Origin of the sequence: Pseudomonas syringae group sp. 243L2 (assembly GCF_032587875.1) — a bacterium.
Lineage (GTDB): Bacteria > Pseudomonadota > Gammaproteobacteria > Pseudomonadales > Pseudomonadaceae > Aquipseudomonas > Aquipseudomonas amygdali.
In genome coordinates, this window is the sequence record NZ_JAWHPL010000021.1 from 534,798 (window position 1) to 548,535 (window position 13,738).

General features: G+C 49.3%; 6 protein-coding genes and 3 pseudogenes. 6 read left to right on the top strand and 3 right to left on the bottom strand.

What is annotated here, in order from left to right:
* Window positions 1-147: 147 nt before the first annotated feature.
* The 6 genes and pseudogenes from mapR (at window position 148) to RYB66_RS15395 (ending at window position 3,441) form a co-directional block, all read left to right on the top strand.
* Window positions 148-1,557 carry a GntR family transcriptional regulator MpaR gene (gene mapR / locus RYB66_RS15375; protein WP_057404627.1) on the top strand — a complete coding sequence of 470 codons (1,410 nt, stop codon included), beginning with the start codon at window positions 148-150 and terminating at the stop codon, window positions 1,555-1,557.
* A 68-nt stretch (window positions 1,558-1,625) separates the two neighbouring features.
* Window positions 1,626-1,811, top strand: a complete 186-nt coding sequence (locus RYB66_RS26640) for a hypothetical protein (RefSeq protein ID WP_371217819.1) — start codon at window positions 1,626-1,628, stop codon at window positions 1,809-1,811.
* Window positions 1,812-1,914: 103 nt separating this feature from the next.
* Window positions 1,915-2,040 (top strand): annotated as a pseudogene (locus tag RYB66_RS15380) (aldo/keto reductase); the annotation flags it as partial.
* 12 nt (window positions 2,041-2,052) lie between these two features.
* Window positions 2,053-2,352: pseudogene (locus RYB66_RS15385) on the top strand (carboxymuconolactone decarboxylase family protein); the annotation flags it as partial.
* A gap of 23 nt (window positions 2,353-2,375) precedes the next feature.
* A pseudogene (locus RYB66_RS15390) lies at window positions 2,376-2,495 on the top strand (alpha/beta hydrolase); the annotation flags it as partial.
* A gap of 88 nt (window positions 2,496-2,583) precedes the next feature.
* A complete protein-coding gene (locus RYB66_RS15395; RefSeq protein ID WP_057404628.1) occupies window positions 2,584-3,441 on the top strand; it encodes a LysR family transcriptional regulator in 858 nt (285 codons plus the stop codon).
* A 141-nt stretch (window positions 3,442-3,582) separates the two neighbouring features.
* Here RYB66_RS15395 and RYB66_RS15400 read toward each other — a convergent pair whose 3' ends face one another.
* Genes RYB66_RS15400 through RYB66_RS15410 form a run of 3 tightly spaced genes read right to left on the bottom strand, consistent with a single transcriptional unit; the run spans window position 3,583 to window position 13,403 of the window.
* Window positions 3,583-4,791, bottom strand: coding sequence for a glycosyltransferase family 4 protein (locus tag RYB66_RS15400; protein WP_057404629.1), 1,209 nt, complete (start codon window positions 4,789-4,791; stop codon window positions 3,583-3,585).
* 54 nt (window positions 4,792-4,845) lie between these two features.
* Window positions 4,846-12,915 carry a calcium-binding protein gene (locus RYB66_RS15405; protein ID WP_316894804.1) on the bottom strand — a complete coding sequence of 2,690 codons (8,070 nt, stop codon included), beginning with the start codon at window positions 12,913-12,915 and terminating at the stop codon, window positions 4,846-4,848.
* Between the two features lie 5 nt (window positions 12,916-12,920).
* Window positions 12,921-13,403, bottom strand: a complete 483-nt coding sequence (locus RYB66_RS15410) for a hypothetical protein (protein ID WP_225231668.1) — start codon at window positions 13,401-13,403, stop codon at window positions 12,921-12,923.
* Between the last annotated feature and the right edge of the window lie 335 nt (window positions 13,404-13,738).

Here is a 13,738-nt window from a genome sequence, read left to right on the forward strand (position 1 = left end):
CCCATACGTTTGAGGGGTTCAAGACGCAGAGGCTAGCCCGACAGCGACACAGCGCAGCTGATATGCTTTTTCCAGGATAACTTGCCCCTGTTTTGCAAAGGCGGTTTTCACTCATGATGCAGGCATCATTTGCCCCCGATGCCTTCTATGAAACGCTACGAAAAGTTCGCCGCCGACATTTCGGAAATGATTCGCAGCGGCGTGTTGCCCGCCGGTGAGAAAGTGCCCTCCGTCAGGGTTGCCAGTCGCACCTATTCGGTGAGCCCCGCCACCGTCTTCAAAGCGTATTACCTGCTGGAAGACAAAGGCCTGATTCAGGCTCGCGCACGCTCCGGGTATTACGTGCGCGAGCATGCTGCCAATGCGCTGACCGAGCCTGAACTGGTCAGGCACACCAGCGAAGGCACCGAACTGGGCGTCAGCGACCTGATTTTTTCCGTGCTTGGCTCGCTCAAGAACCCGGACACCGTCCCTTTCGGCTCGGCATTTCCCAGCCCGCACCTTTACCCATTGCCGCGCCTGGCCAAGTCGATGTCTTCAGCGGTGCGGGCGATGACGCCAGCGGGCATTGTCAGCGACATGACCACCGGGAACTCCGAACTGCGCCGACAGATTGCTCTGCGCTACATGATCAGTGGCGTGCGCCTGCCCGCCGACGAACTGGTGATCACCAACGGCGCGATGGAAGCCCTGAATCTGTGCCTGCAATGCGTTACCAAACCCGGCGACCTGGTCGCCATCGAAGCACCTGCGTTCTATGCCTGCCTTCAGGTGCTGGAGCGGCTCAAGCTGAAAGCCGTCGAAATCCCCGTGCATCCGCGTGACGGCGTGGATCTGGACTCTTTGCAGGACAGCCTGACACGCTTGCCGATCAAAGCCTGCTGGTTCATGAGCAGCTTCCAGAACCCGCTGGGCGCGAGCATGACCCAGGCGAAAAAACTCAGGCTCTACAACCTGCTGGAACGGCAGCAGATCCCGCTGATCGAGGACGATGTGTACGCCGAGCTGTATTACGGCGCCAATGCACCCCATCCGGTCAAAAGCCTGGATCACAGCGGGCTGGTGATGCACTGCAGCTCGTTTTCCAAGACCCTGGCCCCCGGCTACCGTGTCGGCTGGGTGGCAGGCGGGCGTTATACCGAACAGATCAATCGGCTGAAACTGATGACCACCATTTCACCCTCTGTCCCCGCCCAGGCGGCGATTGCCGACTACCTCAAACATGGCGGCTACGATCGCCACCTGCGCAAATTGCGCGACACCCTCGAACTGCAACAAGGCGCGATGCTGGCTGCTGCCGCTCGTTATTTCCCGGCAGCGACACGCGTCACCCGACCCGCTGGCGGGTACTTTCTGTGGTTCGAATTCCCCGAGCAGGTAGACTCGCTGCAGGTGTTCCAGATGGCCCTCGCCCAAGGCATCAGCCTTGCACCCGGTCCGATCTTCTCGGCCTCGCAGCGCTTCAAGAACTGCGCACGCCTGAACTACGGCACGCCCTGGGATGAACGCAGCGAGCAGGCCATGGCGATGCTTGGACGAATCATCGCGTCGTTCTGAAGTGTTTACGTTCGGCCCACGTACGACTGATCCGTATTTTTAAGCTGTTTCTGAATCTGTACCAGAATCTGCCTGCGCAGGATAATGGCCACGCATTAAAACGCGCAGGAAACCGTCAGAAGCCGGAGCCTGCAACTCGTTACAGACAGATCGATCAGCAGGAGACGCTCATGGGCAAGCTCGGACTTTCATTGATAGGTTTTTTGTTGCTGGCGATAGCGGTGGGTTTGCTGGGGACTATTTCGCCGTATTGAGCATTGATTACCGCCGTCGTGCTCATCGCTCACGTTTGTACACGCACGTCCTGATGACTATCGCGCCAGTTCTCTTCAGGTATCGGCGCTGGGCCTAGGCTGCATGAGCATGACCTACGGCCCGGCCGCCGACAGGCAAGCCATGATCAGCCTGATCCGCAGCGCGCAAGAACGCAGGGTCGACTTCTTCGATACCGCAGAAGCCTACGGCCCGTTCAGCAACGAAGAGGCTCGACGCTGGCCTATCCATCACTTCGCCCCTGTCATCAATCAGTTCCTGCAAACCCATCTGTTCGGCGACATCTTCGAGCGCGACAACCTCGACTGGCAAAACCGCGAGCTGGCCACCGTCGGTGCCCTGGCAGCAACGCCGGGTGCCGAGCCGCAGTTGCGTTCCCATATGCTGGCGAGCATGAGGGTGGGTTTAAGCGCTGCACAGTTGCGCGAAGTGGCCAACATACTCGCCGAGCAGGCAGATGAAACCATCGCCAGGCGCGAACGCGAGGTGCTGACACAAGCACTCAAAACGTCAAAGGGATGATCATGAACGTGGCAAGCAACCTTCTGATTCACCGTCCTGAAATCGGCATCAAGAGCAATACGCACTTCCCGATGTCCGACCTGAACAACGTCCAGATTGCAGACCTGGTAGCGAAGTTTCTCGCCGAGAAGAATCTGGACTGACAGATCATCGGCAACGCACGGCGTATCGGCCGATACGCAATATGCTCACATGAAGCCTGGTCCGTTCAACTTACCAAAGACCTCCTCAATGTCTCGCGCCAACCTCAACGATCTGCAAGCCTTCGTGGTTATTGCCCGCGAAGGCAGTTTCACTCGCGCTGCGGCACAGCTGGGCGTATCGCAATCGGCGATCAGCCACACCATGCGCGCACTCGAAGCGCGTCTTGGTGTGCGGCTGCTGACCCGAACCACGCGCAGCGTGTCACCGACCGAAGCCGGCCAGCGCCTGTACCAGTCGATGGCACCACGCTTCGAAGAAATCGAACTGGAACTGGCAGCCGTCAGGGAGTTTCGCGACACGCCTGCGGGCAATGTGCGGATTTCCGCTTCAGAACATGCCGCCAATAACATCCTTTGGCCCGAACTGCTGGAAGTGCTTCCGGACTTCCCAGACATCCATGTAGAAATCACCGTCGATTACGCCCTCACCGACATTGTTGCGCAGCGCTATGATGCCGGTGTCCGCCTCGGCGATCAGGTGGCCAAAGACATGATCGCCGTGCCGATCGGCCCCAGACTGCGCATGGCGGTCGTGGCCTCCCCCGAGTATTTTCGCAACTACACGCCACCTGTAACACCCGGCGATCTCGCGGAACACAACTGCATCAACCTGCGCCTGCCCACTCACGGCAGCCTGTTGCAGTGGGACTTTGAAAAGGAGGGTCACGAGCTGAAAGCGCGCGTCGAAGGGCAATGGACATTCAGCAGCAGCGCGCCAATTCTGCGCGCAGCGGTTGCTGGCTGCGGCCTGGCCTTCCTGCCGGAAGACATGGTTTCAACGCAGCTTGCCGAAGGGCGTCTGGTGCGTGTGCTGGAAGACTGGTGCCAACCGTTTCCCGGATACCATTTTTACTACCCCAACCGTCGCGAGCAGTCGTCAGCATAGGGCGTCGTGATAGATGCATTGCGCCATCAGCCCTGAATCCGTCTAAGGTTGCGGCTGATTTTTTGATCGAGCAAGCCCTCTGGTGTGCAGCAACAGATAACGAAATGGTCTTAAGCCGCTTTGTAGACACATACAAAAAAATTAGATCACCACGCTATGGATGACATCCCAATATGCTGAATTGCCTTCATTGCTACTGTAAGCTCGGGCGCTATTCTGTGCATTTCCTTTTATATATTCCTGCTTATCCAGATTATTTAAAATTGACAGCGTTTGATCGGCGATACCGGAACAATCAAAAAAGTCCACCAGGTATCCATTGACGCCGTCAGTAACAACCTCTTCGACGGGCCTGGTTCTTGACCCCAAAACAACACACCCCATCGCCATCGCCTCCAGCAATGACCAAGACAACACAAATGGATAAGTCAAGTAAATGTGCACCGATGACAATGACAACACCTGTTTGTATTTCGCATAGCTGACTTTTCCGAGAAAGTGAATACGCTTTAAATCAGATGAACTCATATCAGAAGTCATTTTCTCCCTCCAGCCTGAAGCACCGTGAGGGCGAGCTCCATAGCTGACGCTGTCACCACCGACAATCAGAACTTGTACCGAATCATGGTGATTGAGTATTCGTGACAAAGAACGCATAAATACATGAAATCCTCTATAGGGCTCAAGATTTCTGGCAACGTAGGTGATGACAGGGTCACCACAGCGAACAACCTGACCATTATCTAAAATCAAGTCACTACGGTGAACATCCATAAGCCCATCAAGATCAATGCCTTCATGTATGACTTTTATCTTGTCTCGGTAGGCAGCCGGATGAAGGGAGTGCTGCCAGCGGGTCGGCGTGATACCTACATCGCACTGTTCAAGGTTGAGTAAGTGAAGAGAATTTATAATCCGTAGTCGAGCACGGCTATCGGCTGATGCAGGAAACTCGGGATCAAATCCTGTATCAGCACCCATAGCATGATAGTAGTACTCGCAAAAATTAATAAGCGGCGTGTCCGGAAATGCATCTTTTATGAATAAAGCTTCTCCCCATCCTGGGTGCGCCAGAATAACAGCAGGACGGTAGCCAGTTCTTTTCAATTGCAATAACACTCTCAGAACCTGCTGACCATGAAGCACAGCATCCTCAAAAGTTCTTAAATAGTTATGGGTCGTACTTGATACCGACCTCTTGGGTCTGTACCTGATGTGACGCACACCGTGATAGACAGGCGTAGTATCCCGAGAAATGACGGTCAACTCACACGTTGAACGACCTGAAATATCACGAACCAGATTCTTGAACTGGCCCGGAAAATTCTGATGAATAATCAGTATATTCAAGTTTCTTCTTCCTGAAACCAGCATCCAGGCACAGTGTGCCTGGATGCTGAAAGGTCACATGACAACGGGCGTAGAGTAGTTAATCCAGTTGGAGGCGATCAACGAATCAAAAACAGCTTGCTGGTCGCCGGTCAGAGTTATAAGACCATTGATGGGTTGACCCAGCGTCGACATGACCTCTACCATGTCTTCAACGCCTTCGGCGCTTAAGCTATAACGTCCATTTGTTACCTGATCAAGTTTATGATCCGCGCCCAAATACCAGTCAGCAATAGTGACCGAATTATCCGTTCCCAAGTGTGAAATAATCAGGTCGGCATTATTTTTGGCAAACCAGACAGTTCGAATATTCGAAACGCCCAACATAAGAGAATCACTGTCCGAGGGGGTGCTAGAGTAATTATTAATTATATCCTTGCCTGTATCACCTGCAAAGATATTCAAATACATATCATTCCCTCTTCCGCCGATCAGGTAGTCATCACCACCACTCCCGTCTAAAATATCGTTACCTGATGACCCCTCAATGAAATCACTGGACTGAGTTCCTCTCATATAAGTATTACTTTGCTTGGCAAGCACAATATTCGAATAATCTCGCTCTTCAGGAAGCTCAGCGTAAACGTCGGAAACCTCCCCCGAAAAGATATCAATACCATAAGCTGAAGCAATAGCGGCCGATGAAACAGCACCATCATCGAAGATTATATTTTCTATCACATTACCGTCACCGCCAAACCAGTTCTCAAGCGTAATAGAGTCAGACGAGCCATGTACGTTAATGACCAGGTTGTTGGCGTCTTTAACCAAACCGCCACTAATGTCTGCACCATTGATACCCACCAGTCGTAAAATATCTTTTCCACCTCCGGCGTTATCAATAACATCCTGACCATCACCCTTGGCAAAAACGTAAACGTCGTCACCACGACCGCCTATCAGTCTGTCGTTTCCAAGACCGCCTGACAACAAATCATTGCCATTCCCTCCACTGAGCCTGTCGTCTCCCCCGCGCCCCAACACAGTATCCGAACCATTGAAGCCAAATATGTCATCGCGGGAGTCTGAGCCATTGATTACAGAGTCAGTATCTGGCAAGTCATTTATACGGGAATCATAAGCCGGGGAAGACATTAACGGCATTGCGATATTGAACATATCAAATATTTTCTGAGCAGGTACGACATCACCCGCCTGAGTCATGAATTTTTCAACAAGAAACTCACCGCCGAGAAAAAAGTTTTTGACGGTCACTTGCCCCGCAGAGACAGCATTAAAATCGAAAAGCAGATCGTTGTTTATCTTCTTTACAGAAGACGCAATCAAGTTAATATCAATATCCCTGTCAAACACAACAGTATCATTACTGCCGCTAACCTCATGGACAGTCAAATACTCGCCCGATGAAAAAAAGTATCGATCACTTCCACCACCACCGTAAACCTCATCAATACCTGTGTTGCCGTATAAATCCTCTGGCGCATCAGAGCCAAAGAAAATATCATTGCCCGCGCTGCCACCAAGCATTGCATTAGGAACAGGCAATTCCGCGATCATCGCACCCACGTCTTCCTTGTTGTAAATCGCCCCATCAGCAGTCCTGACTGTATAATCACCCAGCGTGCTGGCTGCAAAATAATTCTCTACCAGCACAACTTTATTGAAGTCAGAATCAACAAGAATAGCCAGCGAACTCTCAAACTTATGAAACGACAATCTTTCGGCAGTAATACCATTTCGAAATAGAATATTATCATGCCCTTCGACAGCACCCGTTATATTAACCATTCCAGCGCCGCTTAATACGATAACGTCATCACCCTCCCCACCTTCAACCGTTGAACCGACAGAATTGACAACCAGCGTATCATTACCCTTACCACCGTATAAACCAGGCCCGACCCCAAACCAGTCTTTATTTGCAACAGTTTCCAAATAATCATCGCCATCAAACCCATAGGCGTCATATTTATTAGTCGTTACGGTATCGTTACCCAAACCACCCATGAAGCTTAAGGGCGTCTCAATACGATTGCTTGTCAAGCCTGTGTAGTCGACATTCGCGCCAGCAAGATATACATCAGGCACGCCAACCAGACCTTTTTGAGCCATCAAATCATTTAGCGAAATTTCCGTTCCGTCAGCAAAACGAATCAGCTCAATGCCAGACCCACGCGGATCATTAGCATGAGGAAGGAGGATCTGGACCTTGTGCCCTCCCCAACTTAAATCTAAAGTATTATAAGCCATGGCGGCTTTCGCAGCTTCGACGGCTCCTGAATATTGTGCGTCCGGTGTTTTCAAGAGATCAAGACTCACACCTTCCGAAACAACGACGCTTTGCGTGAGCACCAGGTCTGCAATGGTTACGCCGTCTGGCAAAATAACAGTATCAGCAGCATCGAGAGAATATGTCTCATACCCAAATGTCCAAATGTGCAGGTTATCCGCAGTCCAACTATCGTGATCATCTGGCTCTGGAGTATCCGAAATAATATCAGTGCCAGCGGAGCCATCTATAACGTAGGTGTCTTTTCCGTTACCACCAAAAAATACGTTATTCCCGCCGCCGCCAATTAAAATATCGTCACCGTGATGGCCGACTAACGTATCGTTGCCGTCACCACCTGACATCATCGTCCCACCGTACCAAAGATCATCATGATACGCATATAGAGCGTAAGCGACTAATAAATCATCTCCACTACCTGCATAAAAAATATTACCGTGTTCAACATCAACTCGCCCGCTCACATTGTCGCCATAAACAATCTTATGGGTAAATGTCGTCAAGCTAGTAGACACCGAAAACAGCTTGGAAATTTGTGTGGAGCCTTCAGGAATACTTTTATACGAATTCGAAGAGGCCGAATTGGCTGGGGGATAAACCCACCACCCATCCGGCTTTCCAGTAACGTCGTTAACCTCAACTATAGTGCTACCCAAAGCAAAATCAAATCCAGTGTTAGAAACGCTAGGGTGAAACACTGCACCGGACTTCGGAACAAAATTTGATCCTGTTGAGTGGCTCGGAGCGACGGAAACAATAAAGCTGTTCTGAACCAGTTTACTGGAACTCGAGTCTTCAAACAACACAGCAACTGCCGGCTGGCTATGATGCATGCTTCCATTTGTCGACTCAACATGACCAATAACAAACTCACTTTTCCAGTTATTATAGGAAACCGAACTTGAAAAACCATAGTCGCTCCTGCCGACCCATTGAAAGTTACCGCCCCCCAATGAAGTGTATACATCACTGGTAAGCCGTAAAAACAAATCATTCTGAACGCTGTCAATAAATTGCTGTTGATAAGATGCGTACGCCGAGGTTCCTTGAAAAGCGGAAGCTTCAAGGATCTGATCAAACCCCTTATAAGTCACACCAGCTAAAACCGCGCTCCAACTTTGATGTAGGGTGTAATAATCCTTTAATGTAACGCTTTCTGGCCCGTTACGGCTGGTAAGAACAAGATCAGCACCCGATTGAGTTACCAGCACGTCGGACAACTTATAGTCCGAGCCAAAAATCAATGTGTTATTCGATGCGCCGTCCGCGATGAATGTGTCATTCTCCATACCTCGCGAAAAATAGAATGTATTATCTCCAGCGCCACCCTCCAACACATCGTTACCTGAACCGCCATCAAGACGATCATCGCCATCCCCGCCGTATAGGTGGTCATCACCATAGCCCCCATACAACGTATCGTCTCCCTGCCCGCCTACGATACTGTCATTCCCTAAGCCGCCGTAGATGAGGTCTGCCCCGTCTTTGCCATCAAGTTGATCATCAGCATCTGTGCCGGTAATCGTATCTGCGCCGTTGCTGGAAACAGCCGGTGTTGAAGATACTATTTTCATCACGTCAGCGTGAGTGAGCACCGATCCATCAGCAAAACTATACTTCGAGATGACACTTTCAAAACCACCGAGAATGGTTAATGACCCGCCTGGGTACTCTACCAAGAGAACTTTCTGCAATGAAAACGTCAAGGCCTCCTTAAAAAGAACATTATCTCTGGTGATCCCCTGCCCAAAACGGACAACGTTTCCTGAAATATCACTGTCTGCAGCTACGGCATTGGTGGCTTGTTCAACAGTAAGTGGAGTGACTGTGCTAGCGGGAACCCAGACGCTATCAGATATTATGTCATCACCATCGTTTGCATTGACGATATATGTATCTGCGCCCTCTCCGCCATCTAACAGATCGTCACCGCCTTGGCCATTGAGGGAATCGTCACCGCCTTCAGCATTAATGACATCAGCTAACATGGTACCATATACAAGCTCAGACTTTTCAAAGCCAGTGTATTTCAAACTATTCTCGGAGAGTTTTATAAGCTCGGCATAGCTTAATGTAGCCCCATCTACAAAACTAAAACTGGACGTTGACCACGCTGGCATGTTAGCGAGCAAAACATAACTGCCTAATGAGTCACCTACATGAAGATACTGTTGACCCAACGACGGAGTTGAAATTCTGACTTCAAGAGAGTCGACCGAAAATTTACCACCAAAGAAAATCTTATTATTGCCTCCGCTGTCTTCGATAGTGTCTGCGCCGTCCCCACTGTTAAACAGGTACACATCATTGCCGGTAGAAGCCGAAACAAAATCGTTACCCTGCCCGCCTTCCAGAACGTTATCTCCCATCCCCCCGAATAATACGTCGTTATCATTACCGCCAAATAACGTATCGTCACCGCCTGCACCTTGAAGGGTATCCTCGCCATTTCCTCCATCAAGGTAATCATTCCCTTCATATAAAGTTGTCAGGCCAGGAAAATCTCCCTCAAGAAAATCCGCACCTTCTCCACCATACAAGGAGTCGGAGCCGCCTCCACCCCATAGGCTATCGTTGCCTGCCTCACCAAAGATCAAATCATCCCCATGCGACTCTGCGGCAACGTCACGACCATCGCCCAAAAGAGTGTCGTTCTCGCTCCCTCCGAAAAGGGTATCGTTGCCTCCCATACCCTGAATTTCGTCATTACCTTGACCGCCATACAAGACGTCGTTGCCGTGCTGGGCTTTGGGTGCAGACGTTTCATCTCCGAACAGAAAATCTTCGCCATCGCCGCCGTAGAGAGTGTCGTTATCTTGGCCTCCCATCAGATAATCCGAGCCGTCTCCTCCATCCAGGAAGTCTTGACCTGGAAGATCGTCTCCTCCAAAAAAATAATCGCCCCACAAGGTATCGTTGCCAGTACCCCCGATTAGTATGTCGTTTAAAGCCGATCCGATCAGTTGGTCATTACCATCACCGCCATCCAGGTAATCAGCCCCTTTTCCCAAATTCCCAGAAAAGTCCCGGCTATCTCCCGACAGGAAATCGTCTCCCGTGCCTCCAAAAAGTGTGTCATTTCCATCGTGACCATCAAGTATGTCATTACCGGAGTCGCCACTTAAATAATCGTTTCCAAAACTCCCCCAAAGCATGTCATTTCCTGCACCACCGTACATGACGTCATCACCGCCATCCTCAATATCGTCATTCAGCCCTCCTTTAAACGTTTTAAGTAACATCAATCCATTGGTTTGCAAATCTGTAGTAAAAGACCAATCTGCATCAGGAATACCACCTATCTCGTCACCGCCAAGAAAATCATCACCATTGCCACCTGCCAAGGTGTCCGCGCCTTCACCGCCAAGCAGCATATCCCGTGATGAGGATCCGATAAGTAGATCATCTCCTTTACCAGCATCTAGCCAATCCTGAAAATTGGCCCCATTCTTGGGTGACGTTGCCATTATAAAGTCGTCTAGCGTTGTTTCCACTTCAGCATATAATTCATCATCACCATCGCTGGAAATGAGAATATCTGCTCCAACACCACCGACCAAGGTATCATCACCGACACCACCTGTTAACGTATCGTCTCCACTACCACCATCTAGCCTGTCATCGCCACCCTGTAGAGACGTTAACTCGTCGTCTCCGCCCAGCCCTAATAAATTATCATTCCCAGGGGTATCAAATAATCTATTTTGGCGGTCCGGATCTGCGACGCCAGGCATGACTATTTCATTACCCCAGCCATCAAGGCCGACCTGAATATCCGCCTCCGTGGCATCCTGATCTTCAGGTTTCAAATCTCCTTCAATGGTATTTAAATTACCAAAACTTCGATCAGGCTCAATATAGTCGCTTAGGGTGATTCCAAAAGTACCCATTACGAAATTATCGATGACTATCCGATCGCCGTCTCCATAAAACATTGACAAGCTTTTACGGTCACCACCTTCGTCACTTAAGGAAAATCTTACATCTCCCGTTTCACTCAACCAAGTGTTAGCACCAGGACCAACTTGCTTACCACCGTGCACAGCCGCTTCATTTATTTTTATTAAACCATCCCCGTCAATAATGTGATCAAGACCGTCGCCTTTGAAGAAGCTATAAGTATCAATACCCGCCCCCCCTTCAAGCTGATCACTTCCTGAGCCGCCGGTTAAGGTATCGGCTCCGCCCATGCCGATTAAACGGTCATCGTCTCGCCCACCATTCAGGTGATCATTACCTTCCCCGCCCTCAAGCAGATCATCGCCATCACCTCCGTACAAATAATCATCACCACTTTCGCCATAAAGATGATCACGTGCCAAGCTTCCAAGCAGGTTATCATCAGACCGAGAACCAAAGAGTATTGATTGCCGATCTATACCTTCGTTGACATAAAGAGTGTTGTAGGTGGTATTTCCTTCTTCAAACAGGAAAGCGTGCTTTGACAGTGTTATCAGGGGAGAGCCCAATGCCGTATCTGCACCTTCGGCACCAGCTTTCAATAGCAAACTCAAGTATAACGCTCTATCTGACACCCATGCCGAAGTTATATTGCCTGTGCCTGTCGCCTGATTGTAATCATTCAGAGTATCGATCCCTTGCATGCCCTGATAAAAGCTGTCGTTTTTCAACGCAAAACCATTAAAGTTGTAGGCTGCGTATTTATAAGCAACGTTGCTGTACATGAGACTTTCGATTGCGCCAGCAGATAAACCTACCAACGAAGTAACAAAAGTAGTGGGCTTGTCTCCAGCCACCCAGTGATTTTCCATAGACAATATATTTTTGTACATATCGTCCCGTGAAAGCTCACTAACCCTTGCGGGCTCCTTGACAGGGCTCGAATTGATGATCGCGTTTAAAGCCGATACAACCGAGTCCAGTGCCAGGTTTTCATCAAGCGTGCTACTGGACAAGATACCTGCAATAGCACCAAGGGTCAGAGAGGGATCAAAAAAGTGCAACAACGATGCAACCGCAAGTGCATCCGAAAGATTGACAATAGAGTGCGCACCCCCTATATCTGACAGTTCATCGAAGCTTTTATAGATGGTCCCTGGCACGGTACCTATTTTGGACACCATATCGCCAGGAGATACCAGATTGGTTATTTTTTCCGGCGAGAACTTGGTACCAATCGATGTGGCTCCAGTCTCCGCAACCTGCAATGCAGCTAGCGTGTTAAATAACCACTCGGTATTATTAGCCGCGGGAACAAGTGCCGTATCAAAACCCGGCGCATTGTATGTAAATACCGATTTCACACTGTCGTCTGCCAGCCTGCTCAGCACGATCGACAGGTGCCCTCCCAGAGAATGGCCTGCAATATTAAAACCACTTGAACTTAATTTATACCCGTCGCCTGCAATCTTGACCTCAGTTGTAATTCCTGCAGGAACGATGGTCAACCCGAGAGGCGTGTAAATACCCGAGCTGTAACTATAAGCAGTGTATGCTTGACCTGCCGGCGTAGTGAGCTCTTGGTAATAATTGAATAGATCAATGCTTTGCCAAGTTGCAATTCCATTGAATCCAATTCCGATTGCGTCCGCCTCAACCATATCGTTAAAATCGCCTTCGGTCCCTCGAATCGAAAACGTAACCTCATGTGTAATACGATTTTCAAATATCGCAGCTGCAAATCCGTTTTCTGTATTCTCTTGGTAGCTGACTAGTTCATAGTCCTTAATAAATTCCTTAGCTTGAGTATCTGAAAACCCCCCTTTTTTTGGGTCTTTTAACGCAGCGACTACATCTACATCCGCCAGCGATTTAAATAGCCCATATGATGCCTGCGCCAACAGACTATTTAGCGCATAAGTCTGAACATTCATTCCATTCACCTGCTCAAGATGGGAGGAATAACTTCCTCGATAATGTTTTTCCTATTTGAATTACCGGAACACTGCGCGCTTCGACCCACCTGATCAGCAGAAAAAAAAGCAAATAGTAAATCTTGTATTAATCCACCAGAATACTGAACCACAACGGACTCACCTAGCACCGCGTCAGTATCTATATTTTTTACAATATCCTTTTCGATTTTTCCGCCGCCCAACATTTTTATCTGCTGATTCTGATATTGATACTTACTTCTAAGGCTTGTAACTGCTTCTTTATCTACAATCCCACTGGGGTCTTTATAAAACCTGTATATTTGGTCTGTAACTGGCTTTAATCCGGTGAGTTCAGGACCCTCAATGAAACTATACCCATGATTCAGAAAGTAACGTGACTCTACTTCCCCGACATCAGGATAAAAAAAACCGTCAACAGACTCTTTGCCATAGATGTGCAGCCCTGCCGTAGTAGCGCACGCCACTCTCCACTCAGCATAAGAATAGAGTTCAGACCCATAGAATATAAACGACAGACAGAGAAACCTTATTACAACGTGAACCTTCCTTACATTGCTCGAGTAACCCCACAGAGAAACTTTGCAAATAAACCAGAAAGCAAGAACATAGTACAAGTACAACAACGGCATTACGAAGATCGCCAAATTTTCACCTCTCCCTTATCATCAGAGCACGCTGATGCCACAACATTATTTAAATAAACATGCAGACCAAGTGATCTACATTCGAGAACGCTATAGTGCAAATAAATTTCAACACGTAGTTTTCAAACCAACGTGCTGATCCAAACAGTAAAGCG

Bases quoted from the DNA above. Each gene is read 5' to 3' on its own strand.
- mapR (WP_057404627.1), top strand. From the start codon at position 148: ATGAAACGCTACGAAAAGTTCGCCGCCGACATTTCGGAAATGATTCGC.
- RYB66_RS15395 (WP_057404628.1), top strand. From the start codon at position 2,584: ATGTCTCGCGCCAACCTCAACGATCTGCAAGCCTTCGTGGTTATTGCC.
- RYB66_RS15405 (WP_316894804.1), bottom strand. From the start codon at position 12,915: ATGAATGTTCAGACTTATGCGCTAAATAGTCTGTTGGCGCAGGCATCA.